Genomic DNA, 17,674 nt, shown 5'->3' with positions numbered 1-17,674 from the left:
CCCCTGGCGGGTGCCGCAGTGCTGTCGCTGGGCTTCCTGTTTGGAAGCTCCGGTGCACTTGCAGCGGCCCCCCCTGCCAACACCGTCATCGGTAACCAGGCGTCCGCCAGCTATTCAGACGCTGCCGGAACCGTCCAGGTCGCCACTTCCAATCTGGTACAGACCACGGTGCTCCAGGTCGGTTCGTTCACGCTTGACGGCGTCGACCGGGTCACGACGACCGTCGTCAACACCAAATCCGGTGCCGCCGGCTCAACGGTCTACGCACCTCACGTGCTGACCAACACCGGCAATGGCGCCGACACCTTCAGCATCACGGTCGACGCGCAATCGGACAAGTTCTCGCGGGTCGAAGTCTTTGCCGATGCCGACGGCAACGGTTTGCCCGACAGCACGGCATCGCTGTGCTCGGCGACCGGTACAAACGTCTGCACGGTGACTCCGGTGCAGAGCGTGCCGGGCAACAACGGTACGTTCCGCTTCGTCGTGGCATACACGATCCCCGGTTCGGCTTCCGGCGTCGGCGATTTCGACAAGGCGACGATCACCGCCACCCCGGGCACATCGAGTCTGTACATCGCGCCGAACACCACGGCGGCCGACGAAGACGTGGTCAAGCTGGCCACCGATGCGGTGTTCAACGTCACCAAGTCCATCGGTGCACCGGCGGTTGCTGCACCGGGCAACGGTGCCTGGCCGGCCGCACCGGCCAGCGGCCCTCGGTCTTCCACTGCCTGTACTGCCACGAACTGGACCGCCGGTCTCGCATCGAACGCGAACTGCCAGTACACGGTCTACACCTTCACGTTCAACAACACGGGTGGCGCACCTGGCAAGTTCGCACTGTCCGACGTGTTGCCGGCAGGGTTGACCTATGTCACGGGCTCCGCGGTGTGGAGCGGTGCGTCGGGTACGGCGCTGGGCGACGGCGCTGGCGGTGATCCGTCGGGCATCGATTTCCAGGTGAGTGGCGGCACGGTGAATGCCGTGGTGAGTTCGCTGAGCCCCAACGTCACGCAAACGCTGAGCTTCGTGGTGCTGGTGAACGCCAACGCCGTCGTCGGTTCGTCGAACACCACCAACACGGCGCGCTACGACGCCGCGAACGCACCGGTGGGTGTCACCGCGGCAGCGATTGGCACCACGCTCGGCTCGAGCACCAACCCAGCCGCCTACACGGTGTTGGCACGCTTCGGGGTCGTGGTCGGTTCCAACCCGTCCACGTCCGCAACGGCGCTCGACGCCACCCCCGGCACGCCCAACCCCGCAGGGCAAGACCTGACCACGAGGTTGCTGGCCGTCGCGGGCGGGAGCGTCAGGTTCCCGCAGACCGTGTTCAACACCGGGATGGCTTCCGATAGCGTGAACCTGTCGATCGCGTCCAGCACTTTCCCGGCAGGCACGAGCTTCCAGTTCTTCGCGGCCGACAGTGGCGCCCCGCTCATGGACACGAACGGTGACGGCGTGCCCGACACCGGTCCGATTCCGGCTGGCGGGAGCATGAACATCGTGACGCAGGTGCAACTGCCGGCCTCCGTGCCTGCGAACACGGCCTACACCGCCGACCTGCTGGGCCGCTCCGTGAACGACAACACGAAGATCGATGCCACGCGGGACCGCCTCGACCGCGTGATCGAAACGCTCGTCGACCTGACCAACACCCTGGCAGGTACCGGTACGGGCAGTGTGGCCAATGGTGACCTTGGCGCGGGTCCCAGCCCGTTGCCCACGCAGACCCGTGACACAAGTGCCGGTACCGGCACCGTCTTCGCGCTGTTCGTGAAGAACAACGACCTGGGCGACGCGACCTACAACCTTGCCGCCAGCCAGACGACCGGTTTCCCCGGTACCTTGCCGACGGGGTGGACTGTCAAGTTCGTGGCGGCCGGTGGCACCTGTGCATCGTCGGCCATCCCGAACGTCACGGTGGCAGCCGGGGCGCAAAGCGAGATCGCGGCCTGCGTCACGCCGCCTTCTTCGCAAGCTGCCGTGTCTGGGGTGAAGATCTACTTCAAGGTGCAATCCACTGCCGTGGCTTCGACCGGCGGGATCGCTTCCGACGTCAAGACCGACGCCGTGACGGTGACCTCGACGGCGGTTCAGCTGGGCGCTTCGCTCACGCCGAACAACAACGGCCAGGTCGCACCGGGCGGCACCGTGGTCTACGCACACACGCTGACCAACATCGGCACCCAGACCTGTGGCGCCTACACGCTCACGGCGACCGTGCCGGCGGCGGATGGCGCGCAAGGCTGGACCACTTCGATCTACCTCGACGTCAACGGCGACGGCCAGATCGATGCCGGCGACACGCCGGTAACCGGGCCGCTGGCAAGCCTGCCGGTCGGTGCGGCGCAGAAGCTGCTGGTGCGCGTATTTGCACCGGGTGGTGCGAGTGCGGGCGTCAGCAGCAACACGACGGTGACGGCCACCTTCACGGACCCGGCCTCCAGCTGCGGTACGTCGTCGGCCACCGACATCAGCGCCGTGATCTCCGGTCAGATCCGCGTCGTCAAGACGCAAGCGGCCGACCTGAACTGTGACGCAGTGGCCGATGGCACGGGTGCCTTCGCCGCAACGCCGCTGCAACTGAAGCCCGGCCAGTGCATCGTCTACAAGGTTGTTGCCACCAATGAAGGCGTCATGCCGGTGACCAACATCGCCATCAACGATGCGCTGCCGGCCTTCACCGCGCTGAACGCGACGCAGCCCGCATCGCAGTGCGTGGCAACCGGCGTGGGCGGTACCGCGCTGGCCTTTGCGTCGAGCGCCACTGCCGTCAGCTGTGGCAGCACGGCCAACACCGTGGCCCCGGGTGGCGCGGCCACGTTGACCTTCGCCGTACAGATCAATCCCTGATCCGGCCCAGAGTCGCCGGCGGCCGTAAAGGCCGTCGGCCGTTTTCCGCGAGGCCCGGGGCATCCCCGGCGCTTCGCCTGTTTCCCCTGCTGCTTTTGCGCTCATGGCTGCATGCGGCCAAGCCTGGCCGCCCTTCAAGGCGGCAGAGGAAAGAGTTTTTCGAGTGTTTGACGTGTCTCTCCACCGGGAGGCATGACGGAAGGTTGACGGCGTGCCATTTTTTCTTTTTCTTTCGCGTGTCCGGGCGTACCGATGGTGTGTCGGCATGTCGGCCGCACGCACCGCGATGGCGGTGCTCGGCCTTGTTTTCGTCATGGCGTTCGCACACGCCGCGCCACCGCCTGGCGGAACCATGATCCGCGGCGTTGCGAAGGGAACTTATGTGCCCGCCGGCCTGGTGCACACCGAGACTGCCAACTCCAACGTCGTGACGGCCACCGTCCTGTCCGTGGAATCGTTGTTGCTCACACAAGACCAGCGTGTGATCCGACCGCCGGGAACCGTCGCCACGCTGGGCCATCTGCTCACCAACACCGGGAACGTGGCATCGAGCTACGCGCTGAGCTTCGTCAATGACGGTGCGGGCTGTCCGGCCGACGGACTCGATCTGTCGGCGCTGCGCGTGGCGCGCGACAGCAACCACAACGGCACGGTCGACGCCAGCGACCCGGTGCTGCTGCCTGGTGCTGGCGGCACGCTCGCCCTGCAGCCTGGCGAGACGGCAGAGCTGTTGGCACAGGGCACCATTCCTGCCGCGGCTGGCGGCAGCGCCTGCTTGGTGCTCGCGGCGACCACGGCCCAGCAAGGCATCAGCGCGAGCAATCGCGACATCGTCGAGGTTGGTAGCGTTGCCGTGCTTGCCCTCGTCAAGTCCGCCAGCCATGAGGGCGCGGTCGTTCCCGGCACCACGCGCATCGACTTTCGCCTCACTGGCACCAACACCGGCGCGCGTGATGCACAGCCGGCCGGCACGGCCGCGCCCACCGGATCGCAGGTCATGGTCAACGGCAGCCCCCGTCGCCTGCTGCTGCTGCGCGATCTCGTGCCCGTTGGCACCCGCTACATTGCCGGCAGTCTGCAAAGCACGGCCCCCGGGGCGCAGCGCCTGTTCCGCATGCCCGGCGACCCCGACTTCAGCTACCGCACCGCCGAAGACAGCGGGGCCGTCGAGGTCGCCATCGGCATGCCCATCCCGCTCGCACGCAATGCCTCCATGGCGATGCAGTTCGCGGTGCAGGTGAAGGCCGATCACACGAGCGACATCCGAAACACCGCCCACAGCCAGTACGACGACGGCGTGGCCCCGGCGATGTCGTCTTCCAACACGGTGGTCATCGCGCCCGGCCCGAACCGGGGACCTGCTCGCATCGGTGTCGCCAAGGCGGCCTCCGCCGCACGCATCAACCGCGGGCCCAACGGCCAGCCGGATGGCACGGCCACCGTCACGTTCGATGTCAATGTGCGCAACTACGGGACGGCGGCGCTGTACGGCGTGCAGGTTTCCGACGTTCTCGAAGGCCCGGGGGCTGCGCAGTTCGGTGTTCGAACCACGGCCACAGTGCCGGGTCCTGGCCAGTACACCATCGTGCCTGGCACCTTGGCAGTGGTCGATGTGCAGAGCGGCCGCACGAGTGGGGGGAGTGGCACGGCGGTTGCCGTGAACCCCGCGTTCAACGGCACCTCGACCGTGTCAGACCTGCTCGCTCCCGGTGCGGTGCTGCCCGAGGCAGGGCAGTTCTCCCTCCGCTTCGACGTGCGCTTTCACACCGCGGGCCATGCGGACACATTGCTCAGCGCCGTGCGTGCGCAGGCGGCCACCGTGATGGGGGGCGCGCCGGTCGCTTTCGATGACTCCGTCAACGGCAGCAACCCCGACGCCGATGGCGACGGCAATCCCGGCAACGACACCTCCCCGACGCCCGTGTCCCTGGCGCTGCCCGTGCTTTCGCTCATGAAGAGTGCCTCGCTGCCGCGCCGTGTGGCGCCGGACGTGTACGAACTCGACTATCGATTCAAGATCGACAACACGGGCACAGCGCCGGCGCCGAACGTGCGATTGATCGACAACCTGAATTGCACCTTCGACATGGACAAGCCCGAGGGCCTCGTCGCCGCCTGGGAGCTCACCGGCCCACCCAAGGCGCGCCGCGGAATCCTCCAGGTGGCGCCGGGCTTCACGGGTCGCGCCGCCTGCGACCGCGAAGCCGCTGCCAGCACCAATCCGCTCAAGCTGCCGACCCAGGCCGTGCTAGGCCTCACCGATGGCCGTCGTGCGCTGGCGCCTGGCCAAAGTGAAGAGATCGAGTTCACCGTGCGCGTGACCCGCAAACCGACCGGCAGCGGCGCTCGCGTGCCCTTCACCAACAAGGCCTGGGCGGCTGCCTTCGAGCAGAACGCCGGCAATGCCGCATCGGGCGGTCTGATCGCAGCGAGCAGCAGCAGCGTGTCGTCGATGCTGGCAGACCCGCAGGGCATCGTCTACAACGCCGTCACGCGCCAGCCCGTCGCTGGCGCCGTGGTCACCTTCACCCGCCAGTCGTGCGCCGACGGCCCCGTCAAACCCATCGTCCTGGCCGAGGTGTTCGCTGGCGACAGCGGAAACTACCGCGTGAATGCCGACGGCAGCCTGTCGATGACCACCGGCGCCGACGGGGGCTATCAGTTCTACTTCCTTTCCCCGCCCGTGGCCGGCCTCTGCACCTATGCGATGCACGTCACGCCGCCGGCAAGCAGCGCCTACGCATGGCCTTCGCAACTCATCCCGGCCACGCCCGGCACCTTCGCCCGCTGCGCTGCGATCGTTCCCCAGGCAGCGGCGCCGCAAGGTGCCGAGCCGACCACGCACCACTTCGCGCTCCAGGCCGGTGTCGATGCGTCGGGAGCGGCCTGCGACGTCGTGCACAACCACATCCCGCTTGATCCCGGCAACGTGCTCGGGCTCGTGCTGCGCAAGGAGGGCAGCAAGCGACAGGTCGAGTTCGGTGATTTCCTCGACTACGCACTCGTCGTGACCAACAAGACGGGCTTCCCAGTCACCGGCATCAGCCTCGCCGACCAGTTGCCGCCGGGTTTTGCCTACGTGGCCGGCAGCGCACGGCTCAATGGCGCGGGCACCGCCGATCCCGTGGGGGGGGCCGGCCCCCGGCTCGTCTTCAACGAACCCGGCGTCGCACTGGGCGTCGACCGGTCGATCGCAGTGCGCTACCGCGTGCGCGTCGGTGTCGGTGCGCCCACCAACGGCGATGCCATCAATCGCGCGCGCGCCAGTTCCGGTCCCATGTCGTCGAACCTTGCCCAATGGCCCGTGCGCGTGACCGGCGGTGTGTTCTCCGACGATGCATTCCTCTTCGGCAAGGTCTACATGGATTGCCGCCGCGACGGCCGCCAGCAGGGCGTGGACGAGATCGGCGTGCCCGGCGTGCGCCTGTACATGGAAGACGGCACGCACGTCGTCACCGACGTCGAAGGCAAATGGAGCCTGTACGGCCTCAAGCCCGTCACGCACGTGCTGCGCGTCGATTCGACGACATTGCCACCGGGCGCGCGGCTCGAGGTGCTGGACAACCGCAATGCCGGGCACCCCGACAGCCGCTTTGTCGACCTCAAGAAAGGCGAATTCCACAAGGCCAACTTCGCCGTCGCCAATTGCGACACGCCGAGCGTGATGAATGACGTCATCGCACGACGTGCAGCCATTGCCGCCGTGCCCGACACCGAGGCCGAAGCCCAGGTGCGCATGCGCCTGGACCCCGAAGGCCGCATCGTGCCTGTCGGCGACCTGCGCTCGCTGCCCGCCAGCGGCGAGGTGCGTGGCGGCGGCAGCACCGGCACCCTCACGACCACTTCGGCGCCGTTGATCGCGATGCCTGCGGTGTCGACCACCCTCGGCAGCTTCGTCGGCGCGGCTTCGGGCGGCCAGGGCGGCACGCTGGGCGCGATGGCAGGGAACGATGCGGCGAGTGCCGCGCCCGCCGCCGCAGCCCCGGTGGGCAGTCTTTTCGCCGGCATGCAGCTGTCGCGCGGTGTTCCGCTGTCGGTGGCTGCACCGCTGCTGCCGCAGCCTGCCCCCGGCCCCATCGACCTCGAAGCCTTGCTGCCTCGCATCGAGAGCAATGCCCTCGGCTTCATCGATCTGCGAGACGGCGACACCGTGCCTTCCACATCACTCAATGTGCGCGTCAAGGGCGAGGCCGGCCTGGAACTGCGCCTGAGCGTCAACGGCCAGGCCATCGATGCACGCCGCGTCGGCAAGAAGACCGAGCAGGCCAGCCGCCAGATCGGTGCCTGGGAGTACATCGGCGTCACGCTGCAGCCCGGCACCAACCGCCTGACGCTCGAAGCCGTCGATCCCTTCGGCAATGCGCGTGGCACCGCACAACAGATCAGCGTCATCGCGCCTGACAGGCTCGGCGCCATCCACATCGACCTGCCCGCTTCGGCGCAGGCCGACCAGCGCACGCCCGTCGTCGTGAAGGTGCGGCTGACCGACGCCGCCGGTGTGCCGGTGACCGCACGCACGCAACTCACGCTCGAGACCGACCGCGGTCGCTGGCTCGACGAAGACCTGAATCCCTCCGAGCCCGGCACCCAGGTCTTCGTGGACGGCGCGAACGGTGGCGTGGCGGAGTTCCGCCTGTTGCCACCCGGTGAGCCCGGCGACGCCCGCTTGCGCGTGACGGCCGCGAGCTTCGTGAAGGAGGCGCGTCTTGCATTGCTTCCCGAGCTGCGCCCCATGATCGGCGTGGGCATCGTCGAAGGCGTGCTCGACCTCACGAAGCGCGGCAGCGTGCCGCTGGGCGCCATGCCCGCGGGCGCAGCCTTCGAGGCCGAGCTCTCCGGGCTGGCCGACGAGGGCGGCAACAACCGCCGCGCGGCCGCCCGTGCAGCGTTCTTCTTCAAGGGGGCCGTCAAGGGCGAGTACCTGCTCACGGCGGCCTACGACTCCGACAAGACCCGCAAGGACCGCCTCTTTCGCGACATCCGTCCCGACGAGTTCTACCCTGTGTACGGCGACTCTTCCGTGAAGGGCTTCGACGCCCAGAGCACGCAGAAGCTCTACGTGCGCATCGACAAGAACCGCTCCTACCTGCTGTACGGCGACTTCACCACCGCCAGCAGCACCGAGGTGCGCAGCCTGAGCCAGGTCAGCCGCTCGCTCACCGGCCTGAAGCATGTGTACGACGACGGCGAGGTGCGCGCCACCACGTATGCTTCGCGCACCGCGCAGACGCAGCAGATCGAGGAATTCCGCGCGGTCGGCACCTCGGGTCCGTACTACCTGGGCGCGAACGGCGGCGAGTTCGTCGACAACAGCGAGCAGGTCGAAATCGTCGTGCGCGACCGCAATCAGCCCGACGTGGTGCTGCAGCGCTCGACGGTGACGCGTTTCGTCGACTACACCATCGAGCCGCTCACGCGCCGCCTCCTGTTCACGCGCGCCATCGCGTCGGTCGATCCGAATCTGAATCCCCAGTCCATCCGCGTGACCTACGAGGTCGATGCAGGAGGACCGAAGTTCACCGTCGCCGGCGCCGACGTGCAGCTCAAGGTGGCCAAGAACCTGCAGGTCGGCGTGGTGGCATCCATCGACGAAAACCCCGAAAACCGGCGCAAGCTCGGAGCCCTCACCGCCGTGGCGCGCCTGGGCGACCACACCTCCGTCGCCGGCGAATGGGTCCACACCGAGTCCGACCAGAACGGCAAGGGCAGTGGCGCCCGCGTCGAGTTGCGTCACCAGGGTGAAGACCTGGTGGTGGCCGCGCTCGCAACCCGGACCAGCACCGGTTTCGACAATCCCGGCGCGAGCTTTTCGGCGGGGCGCACCGAAGCCTCGGCACGCGCGGAATACCGGCTCGACGCCACCACGGCATTGCGCAGCGAACTGCTCTACGGCGAAGACGCGCTGCGCGACGGCAGCCGACGCGGCATCACCGCGAGCGTGCAGAAAAAGTTCGGCGAGCAACTGGTGGGCGAGGTCGGCCTGCGGCACGGGCACAACGGCGCGGGCCTGGGCAGTGGTTCGGGCTTCGACTACGGACAGATCTCCACCTACAGCGGCAACCTCGGCAGCGGCGTGGCCGCCAACAACGTCACCGCGCTCGGTGCGGCGGCCAACGCCGGCACCCAGGCCAACTCCAACGACGAAGACCTGACCACCGTGCGCGCACGCCTCTCGGCGCAGGTGCCGGGCGTGCCACAGGCACAGGTGTTCGTCGAAGGCGAGCAGGACATCCGCAAGTCCGACCGCCACGTGCTCGCCGTGGGAGGCAACTACGCCCTCACCGACAAGACGCGCCTGTACGGCCGCTACGAGCTGGTGTCCAGCCTCTATGGACCGTACGAACTGAGTGCGGGGCAGTCGAACAACGTCGGCATCCTCGGCATCGAGAGCGCCTACGCAGACGGCGGGCGCGTGTACAGCGAGTACCGCCTGGCCGACAGCCTGGACGGGCGCGCCGCGCAGGCGGCGACGGGCATACGCCACGCTTTGCGCATCAGCGATCAGTGGCGTCTGACAGGGGGCATCGAGCACACGCGTCAACTGGGCGGCTACCGCAACAGTGCCAACAACGGCACCGGCCTCTCAGGTGAGCTGGGCGAGTCGACCGCCATCACCGCGGGCGCGGAGTACCTCGGCGAGCGCATCAAGGCCAGCGGCGTGCTCGAAGGCCGCCGCGGCGACGATGCGAACACGCGCTTGTTCAGTGCGGGCTTCGGCTACAAGCTCGATCCGTCGTGGAGCCTCCTGGCGCGCAGCGTGATGAGCGCCAGCGAAGGGCAGGGCGGTAACGCAGGCAACGCGCACCATCTGGCACGCCACCAGATCGGCCTGGCCTACCGCCCCGTGGACACCGACACCTGGAACGCACTGATGCGCTACGAACGTCGCTCGGAGCGCGTGGTGGGGACCGGCAGTTCCACCGGCGCACTCGACGGGGCGAGCGTCTTCGGTTCGGGCTACGGCGGCGGTGGCCTGCCCGGCAGCACCAGTGCAGACATCGTCTCGGCCCATCTGAACTACAACCCGCAGCCCGGCACCGTGATCAACGGCCGCTACGCCGCCAAGTGGTCGCGCGCCGACGACGGGGTGCTCAAGAGCACCTATTGGGCGCAGTTGCTCCAGGCGCGCTACACGCAAGACCTCAACAACGACTGGGACCTGGGCGTGCAGGTCGGGCTGCTGCGTGGAAAAGGCGGTGGCCTGCAGAAGACCTTGGGTGTGGAGCTGGGCTACCAACTCATGAAAGACCTGTGGGTTTCGGCGGGCTACAACTTCGTGGGCCTGTCAGACCGTGAACTCACAGCGAACGAATACACGAGCAAGGGGGCCTACATCCGACTGCGATTCAAGTTCGATGAATCGACGCTGGGGATGGGGGCGGCGAGGGCGGCGGCGCGACTGGATGGCGGAGCCGGCGGGCAGAACGAGGAAGCTGCGGCGCCGAGTGGCAGGGAAAAGAACTGACCTGGGTGATCAACGGGAGAAGAAAAGTGGAATTCAAAGAAACCAGGACCGATCGATTCCAGTGTGCGCAACGATTGCAGGGCTGGAGACTGCTGTGGATGTGGTGTCTGGACGCGATGCGTCGTGCCGTGCGATCAGCCGTTCCTCCTCTGGTGAGCGTACTGTCAATCTTTGCAGGGGTGGCCTATGCCACCGAAATCTGCACGAGCAATGGGGCGACCTACCCCCAGGGGGGGGTGTATGTAAGTACTGCGAGTCCGGGTTGCGGCAATCTGCTGCCGTATGACTCGCTGCAACCAGATGGACTTTGGCTCTTTAGTTCCTGCCGTTTCGATTTCTCGGCGCCCGTCAGCAATGTGTTCTTGAAGGTAAGGGCTCTGGATTGCGCGCCGGGCAATTGCGAAAAGGTGTCTGTTCTAGTCAACGGAAGCCACCATGCATTCAAGGCCGCCGATGTCATCGGACCCGACCCGACCGCCTGGACCGAGACTATTTACCCGATTTTCGTTGACGCAGAGGGCGACCTTGCCGCCTTGTTTCCACCAAGCGGTCGCGGCGGTGCTTCAGCACGAGCTGCAATCGATGCAGCGAGCGTGTCTTCTGTCGAGACGGTTCGACTTGTTCCTGAAGCGGCGGGCTTGGGGACCAACGGAGTCGTTCTCCAGGTCTGTTTCTCGGCACCGGAGCCGTCGCTGAGGCTGACGAAGACGGCGAGCGCCAGCCAATTCACTGTCGGCAAGCAAAGCAGTTACACCTTGAAGTTGGACAGCAATACCGCTGGCGTAGCGACGGTCGCAGAGACCGTCATCCGAGACGTCTTTCCCGACAGCCTTTCCATTGGGGTCCTGCCTGCCGGCTGCACTCGCGCGGGCCAAGCCGTGACTTGCAAGGCACCCTACGGCACGAGTTCCGCCTCGTTCGTGATTCCAGTGACACCATTGGCAGCGGCCCTTCCGAGCGTGACCAACACCGCGACAGCATCCGGCGGCGGCGATCCTGCTTGTACCGCGAGCGGCGCGTGCGCGAGCACCGTGACGACGCCCGTGGCGCCACCGCTCACCATCACCTCGACCAAGACCGCCAGCACCAACCCGCTGGTCGCTGCCATCAGCGGGCAGTTCTACACGGTCGAAGTCACCGTGGCGAACGAGCCGACTACCGCGCCGCTGCTCATCGCGGACACGCTGCCAGTTGGCCTCACGCTGGCAGGTGCACCGAGCCTTGTCGCGGGGAGCACGACAGGCATGCTGACCGGTTGCCCGTCTGCAGGCGCCACCACCACCGGCTGCCGTGTCGAGCCGGGCGTTGCACCGGGTACGTTCTCGATCCGCATTCCCGTCAACGTTCCCACATCGGCGATCGGTCCGGGCCGGGGGACCAATACCGCCAATCTCAGCGGCGGCGGTGACGCCGCCTGCACGACGGCATTGAACCAACGCTGCGATGCCACCACGCCCGTCACCAACGTGGTGGCAAACGTGCCCAGGGTGCGCATCTACAAGAACGTGCGCAGCAGCGTCACCGGGACGCATGTGTTCGAGTTCGCGCTGACGGGTCTGAGTGCGTCCCGCGAAGCCATCACTGTCGTCAATGGCGCGCTCGGCATAGGACTGGATTCCATCACCGGCACCGCCGGAGTCCCCGTGACCATCACGGAACGCGCCCTTGCGGGGTGGCCGAGCCGCCCGGTGAGCGCGAGCTGCACCGATGCGACTTCCGCGGCCTTCGGCACGCTCAAGGACAGCACGTTGACGATTCCGGGCACACGCATGGTGGCCGGTGCGAACATCCTCTGCACCTTCATCAACGACGCAGCCTTCGTCGTGAACGGCCGTGTCTTCAACGACAGCGGGGTCGGCTCCGGTGTGCCCAACGACGGGCTCGTCAATGGTGTGGAAGCAGGCATCGGCAGTGTGGCCATGCGCCTGACCGACTGCGTGACAACCTCGTTGGGATCCGCCGCGACCGATGGTCGCGGGCGCTACAGCCTGGACGTGCCGTTCGCGATGACGCCGGGCGCGAGGCTGTGCGTCGAAGAGCGCACGCCGGCCGGCTTCCTGTCCACGGGGGCTTCGGTGGGCACCGTGCAACTGCCTGCAGGCAGCCCCGTGAGCAGCGGCGGCAAGAGCTACACCTACACGCGCACCGATCCGGCGGATCGCATCGCCTTCACCTGGGACAACACCGCCCGCAGCGAACTCAACTTCGGCGACGTGGCATTCAATACCTTCTCGCCGGATGGCGCTCGCAGCGGGCCGCCGGGCAGCACCGCAACCTATGCGCACACCTTCGTGGCGCAAACCGGCGGCGCGGTGAGCTTCGAGATTGCCGGCCCCGTAGCTACGCCGGCGATATCGGGGTGGAGCGGCAAGGTCTTCGCCGACGCTGGTTGCACCGGCACGTTGCAGGGAGGGGCGCAGGTGCTCTACCCACCTTCTGTTCCGGTGACGGTCGCAGCGGGGCAGCGGGTGTGCGTGGTGATGCAGGAGTTCATTCCCGCCAATGCCCAGAATGGCAACAGCAGCAACAGCCCGGTGCGGGCGAACTTCACGTTCACGAATGCCGCACCAAGCCTGAGTGCCAGCTACACGGTGCATGACATCACGACGGTGTCGTCCAGTGCGCTGGAGCTGAAGAAGGAGGTGCGCAATGTCACGCAGTCGGGTGCCTTCGGCCTCAGCAACCAGGCCAAGTCCGGTGAGACATTGGAGTACCGGATCACCTACACGAACAACGGCATCACGCCGATCGGCGATCTGACGGTGAGCGACACAACGCCGGCCTACACGGCCTTTGTCGGTGCAGCCGCGGGGGCGACGCCCGCGGCCCTGACCGCCTGTGCGAAGACCACCCCGGCCAATCCACGGCCGGCGCCGTTGGTGAGGTGCGAGCAGGTGCAGCCGGCCGGTGGCAGCGGGTGGCTGAACTGGAAGTTCAGCGGATCGCTTCCCCCGGGGGCAACAGGTGAGGTGTTGTTCCAGGTGAAGGTCGAATGAGATGCGTCCGGTCCTGTGCCGTCGAAGCCATCGTCACGGGCATTCGATGCCGCGAGGTCGAGGCATGAGAGGCCGGTGCCATGCTTGACATCAACGCCCAGGTCATTCGCGTCCACACCGACTTGGTGCCGCTCAAGTCAAGGTTCGAATTCTGGCCGGACACTTTCAGCCCCATCGTCGGCTCGATCGACAGCGCGCAGCGCCAGGATTTTCATCAGCGCTTCGAAAAGATCAGCTGCGGCGGGCCGTGCACCGGCCTGTTCCCGAAGCCGCAATGTCCGCGCAACAACTGCTGGTAGCCTTGCCGGGTATTCAGGCGCGGTCCCGGACACCCGGGGGCGCGCGATCCGCAAGACTCAGAAAGGACTTCGCGCGTGGTTGTGACAGGCGGCAGATGGGGCGCATGCCTCTCGTTGGCAGTGGCATTGATGGTGGGCGCATGCTCCACGACGCCCGGTGCGCCGGTGGCGGGCCCCGGTGAATACGTCGTGCAACCGGGCGACACGCTGTACCGCATCGCGCAGCGTGCGGGCCGGACGACGGCCGAGATCGCGCGCTGGAACCAGATCAAGGATCCCGACCAGCTCGAAGCCGGGCAGGTGCTGCGGGTGGTGCCGCCGGGCGCTGCCACGGCGGCCGCAACACCCCCGCCGCGCAGCAGCGGCGCGGACAAGGCCAGGCCCGCGCCCGCACCTCGCGAACGCGATCCCGTGGTGCCGCCCGCGTCGCGGCGCAGTGACTGGGGCTGGCCCTCGCAAGGCGCGGTCATCGCGGGCTTCAACGGCAACAGCAACAAGGGCCTCGACATTGGCGGCAGCCCCGGCGAGCCCGTGCACGCGATCGGTGCCGGCTCGGTGGCCGCGACCGAAACGATGCGCGGCTACGGCAGCGTCATCATGGTCGACCACGGCGGCTCCTACATGTCGATCTACACCAACGTGGGCACCGTGGGCGTGAAGCAGGGCCAGCGCGTTCAGCGTGGACAGAAGATCGCCGAGATCGGCTCGGCACAGGGCGGCCGCGCCAAGCTGCACTTCGAGATCCGCTACCGCGGCAAGGCGGTCGATCCGCGGCTGTACCTGCCGGCGAAGTAGGCGAAGGGCTCGCCGGCTTCCGTCGGCGTGCCTCGTCCTCAGCCCTGCGGCCGCGTGAGCAGGTCGAGCTCGGCTCGCAGGCGCCGCACGGCGACTTCATGGCGTCGCGTCTGCGGCCCGCGCCCGTGCGTGCCGGCTTTCAGGATGAGCCGCAGCTGCTCGCGCTGCAGCTGCGCCTTCAGGCGGCGGGCGCGCTGGCCGAATTCCTTGCCCAGGTCGCGGCGCACGCGGTAGCGCAGCAGCGGCGCGCCCAGGCGCACCCATTCGTCGTCACGGATCAGCTCGCGTTCCGGCACGAAGTACGCGGCCAGCGCGTGCAGGTACGTGCCGTTCTCGCGCGCGGCGGCGCGCCAGACGAAGGCGGCGGCGATCACCACCGGAATGCCCTTGACGATCAGCAGCAGCGCGATGCCGACGAAGCCGTCCTCGAAGCGGTCTTCGAGCAGCGGCGAGTTCCAGATGAAGTGCATGGCCCAGGCCAGCACGAAGTAGAAGAGCGCGCAGCCGATGCGCGCCGCCATCGAACGCTGCGGGTTCAGCAGGAACCACGCGACGCCGTACGAGGCGATGGTGGTGTAGGCCGCATGGCTCCACAGGCCGCTCAGCAGCCCGCGCATCAGCAGGTGGTAGAGCACGGGGTACACCTGGTTCTCGAGCGGGAAGTTCACCGCGCTGTTGACGGTGTAGCTCAGGTTCTCGATCACCTGGAAGCCCAGCCCGGCCATGGCGCCGACGATCAGCACCGACAGGTAGGTTTCGAACTGGTTGCGTGCGATCAGCACCAGCAGGATCACGCCCGCGAGCTTCAAAAATTCCTCGGTGATCGGCCCCGCGATGGCTGGCCCCCAGACCGCGACGAACTCCGGCGACACGAGCTTGGCGCACAGGCTCTGGATGGCGATGTTGGCTGGCGCCGCGAAGTACACCGCGCCCAGCCCGCCCCACGCAAAGGCGAGCATGTAGGCCTCGGGCGGGTGCTGCTCCAGCAGGTCGAGCGTGCGGAAGAACAGAACGAATGCCGCCGTGTAGCCGCCCCACACCAGCAGCCCCAGCAGCGCCGTGACGGGCACCACGCGAAAGCCCAGCGAGAACATCGACACCGTGTAGAACAGGCCGTTGAGGATCAGCGCCGCGAGCAGCCAGAACGCGGCGCGCTGCGGCTGGAAGAACGAGTCGGTGCCGATCGGCCAGTCGGCGTCTTCCTGCGTCGCGATGGCGTCGGTGGGGGTGCTCACAGCGGTGCCTCCAGGTCCATCGAGTCGAGCATCTTGCGGGCGTCGGCCAGTGCTTCGTTGAAGCCGTCGGGGGGGCCGTACACGTCGATCTGCACCAGCGAGCGGCGCTGCGTGTCGACCACCTGCCAGAAGCGGCCGGCGAGCTTGGCGCCGTAGTAGGCGAAGGTCTTGCCCTGCAGGCCCCATCCGGTGACGAAGTCGGACGCGTCGCCTTCGATGGTCAGCCCCTGGCCGCGCTCCATGAGCCGCTGCTGGCGCACCATCGGGCCGTCGGGGCCGCCGATCCACAGGCGCGTGGTCACGAGGAACTTGTGCCCGCCCTTGAAGAGCATGAGCGACTGGCCGGCCTTCGAGCGCGACACGTCCATCTGCCAGCCCGGTGCGGGCTCGAAGCGCGCGTGGCCGACCGACACGGTTTCGCCCGTGGGCAGCGGCCGGCTGCCGGGCGTGTGGTTGTTCCAGAAGGTGAGGCCGCCCACATACGCGGCAATGGCCAGGAGGATCGCGAGCGCGCCCGGCCAGGTGCGGTACGGGATGCGGCGGGACGGTTGAAGCATCCGTGGATCGTGCCACACCGAGGCGACGGCACAGGGGCGCCGCCGCTGTCGTCAACCGCTCAGAACGCCATGCGAATACCAACGTCGTAGCCCAGCGCGCGATGCGGCTGCATGCCGTTCGTGGTCGCGTAGGCAGGCTGCGGGAAGATCGCCGGCAGGCTCAGCACCAGCGGCGTCACGCCCATCACGGTCGGGTTGTTGCGGCCGTTGGCGATGTGGATGCGCGCCACCGAGGCGTACAGCGCCGTGCGCTTCGACAGGTTGTGCACGTAGCCCAGCGCCAGCTTGTTGACCGATGAATTGCCGTCCGGCAGGCCCAGTCCGTTGACGAAGCGCACGCGCCCATATGATGCGCGCACCACGCCCGCGCCCAGCGGCACGTTCACGCCAGCCATGAGGCCGTCGTAGCGGTCGCTCAGATGCAGCGCGCCGTTGGCGAACGGCGTGGCACTGTGGCGCACGTCCCGCACGCGCGACCATTCGCCGAACACCTTCACCACGCCGAAGTCGTACGAGGCACCGACGTTCAGGCTCTTGATCTTCTCGCTCTGCGCGGCGGCACTGGCCAGCGTGCTCTCGCCGTAGCCCAGCGCCACGTCGGCCGGGCCGCTGGCCCAGCCGATGCGCCCGCCCACGTAGCGCCCGCGTTTCGAAGGGCTGTCGGGCACGTTGCTGACTTTGGTGTTCTCGTGCAGCGCGTACTGCACCTGGCCGTAGAAGCCGCCCAGGTTCGGCGGCAGGAAGTAGCTGATGGCGTTGCTGGTGCGCAGGTAGCTGTCGGTGCCCGCCGAGAGCCCGCCGTTCAGCAGGCCGCCCGTGGCCAGTGCGCGCGCAGCTGCGATGTTGCTGTTGACCACGGCGATCAGGTTGGTGCCCACGCCGTTGACGCTGAAGGGGTCGAACACGGCGTCGTTCCAGAACGAGGCCGTGTAGTCGCGGCCCAGGCGCACTTCGCCGAAGGGGCCGCTGAGGCTCAGCGTGGAGCGGCGTCCGAAGTTGGTGATGCCGCCGCCGGTGTCGTTGCTCAGCGGCGCCTCCAGCCAGAAGCTCGCGGCCAGCCCGCCGCCCAGGTCCTCGGTACCGCGAAAGCCGATGCGGCTGGACGCATTGCCCGACGGCGACAGCACGGTCTGGCTCTGGCGCAGCTCGGCCGGACGCAGTGGGTTGTACGAACTGCTCGTGGTGCGATAGTGGCTGACGCCCGCGTCGACCACGCCGAACAGCGTGAGCGACGACTGGGCGAGGGCGGGGCCGGCGGCCAGGATGGCGGCTGCGGCGATGAGGGTTTTCTTCTTCATGGTCTTGTCTCCTGCTCGTTGTGTTTATTCGTGGGGGCTCAGGGCACGAGCACGGTGGCGCCGGTGGTCTTGCGGCCTTCGAGCGCGCGGTGCGCCTCGGTCGCATCGGCCAGCGCGAAGCGCTGCTGCGGCTCGCTCACGATGCGCCCGGCCAGCACATGGCCGAACAG

8 protein-coding genes and 1 pseudogene are annotated in these 17,674 nt (G+C 67.6%); 5 read left to right on the top strand and 4 right to left on the bottom strand.

Features of this window, described 5'->3' with window-relative positions; translation table 11 throughout:
• Positions 1-18 precede the first annotated feature (18 nt).
• The 5 genes from ASD34_RS04440 to ASD34_RS04420 all read left to right on the top strand — a co-directional run bounded on the left by ASD34_RS04440 (position 19) and on the right by ASD34_RS04420 (position 14,414).
• The gene (locus tag ASD34_RS04440; protein WP_235509972.1) at positions 19-2,859 is read left to right on the top strand and encodes a beta strand repeat-containing protein; all 2,841 of its coding nucleotides are present in this window, start codon (positions 19-21) and stop codon (positions 2,857-2,859) included.
• A 265-nt stretch (positions 2,860-3,124) separates the two neighbouring features.
• Positions 3,125-10,324 carry a DUF11 domain-containing protein gene (locus ASD34_RS04435; RefSeq protein ID WP_056573315.1) on the top strand — a complete coding sequence of 2,400 codons (7,200 nt, stop codon included), beginning with the start codon at positions 3,125-3,127 and terminating at the stop codon, positions 10,322-10,324.
• A 26-nt stretch (positions 10,325-10,350) separates the two neighbouring features.
• Complete coding sequence (locus ASD34_RS04430; protein WP_157609624.1) at positions 10,351-13,320, top strand: DUF11 domain-containing protein; 2,970 nt, start codon at positions 10,351-10,353, stop codon at positions 13,318-13,320.
• A gap of 80 nt (positions 13,321-13,400) precedes the next feature.
• Positions 13,401-13,619: a hypothetical protein gene (locus ASD34_RS04425; RefSeq protein ID WP_056573310.1), complete on the top strand. Its 219-nt coding sequence runs from the start codon at positions 13,401-13,403 to the stop codon at positions 13,617-13,619.
• A gap of 120 nt (positions 13,620-13,739) precedes the next feature.
• Complete coding sequence (locus tag ASD34_RS04420) at positions 13,740-14,414, top strand: peptidoglycan DD-metalloendopeptidase family protein (RefSeq protein ID WP_235509975.1); 675 nt, start codon at positions 13,740-13,742, stop codon at positions 14,412-14,414.
• A 38-nt stretch (positions 14,415-14,452) separates the two neighbouring features.
• Here the strand turns inward: ASD34_RS04420 and ASD34_RS04415 are convergent, their stop codons facing one another.
• The 4 genes and pseudogenes from ASD34_RS04415 to ASD34_RS27410 form a co-directional block, all read right to left on the bottom strand.
• Entirely contained in the window at positions 14,453-15,649 is a 1,197-nt protein-coding gene (locus ASD34_RS04415) for a PrsW family intramembrane metalloprotease (RefSeq protein ID WP_056573304.1), read from the bottom strand.
• Positions 15,646-16,206 (bottom strand): hypothetical protein, encoded by a 561-nt coding sequence (locus tag ASD34_RS04410; protein ID WP_056573301.1) that lies wholly within the window; start codon positions 16,204-16,206, stop codon positions 15,646-15,648. The genes ASD34_RS04415 and ASD34_RS04410 overlap by 4 nt, the downstream gene beginning before the upstream one ends.
• 59 nt (positions 16,207-16,265) lie before the next feature.
• Positions 16,266-17,504 carry a porin gene (locus tag ASD34_RS04405; protein ID WP_056573298.1) on the bottom strand — a complete coding sequence of 413 codons (1,239 nt, stop codon included), beginning with the start codon at positions 17,502-17,504 and terminating at the stop codon, positions 16,266-16,268.
• A 38-nt stretch (positions 17,505-17,542) separates the two neighbouring features.
• Positions 17,543-17,674 (bottom strand): annotated as a pseudogene (locus ASD34_RS27410) (quinone oxidoreductase); the annotation flags it as partial.

The sequence above is a fragment of the Variovorax sp. Root473 genome (genome assembly GCF_001426505.1).
In the GTDB taxonomy this organism is placed as follows: Bacteria; Pseudomonadota; Gammaproteobacteria; order Burkholderiales; family Burkholderiaceae_C; genus Variovorax.
Note: the sequence above shows the minus strand (reverse complement) of the source record. Positions and strands in the feature narration are given on the sequence as shown.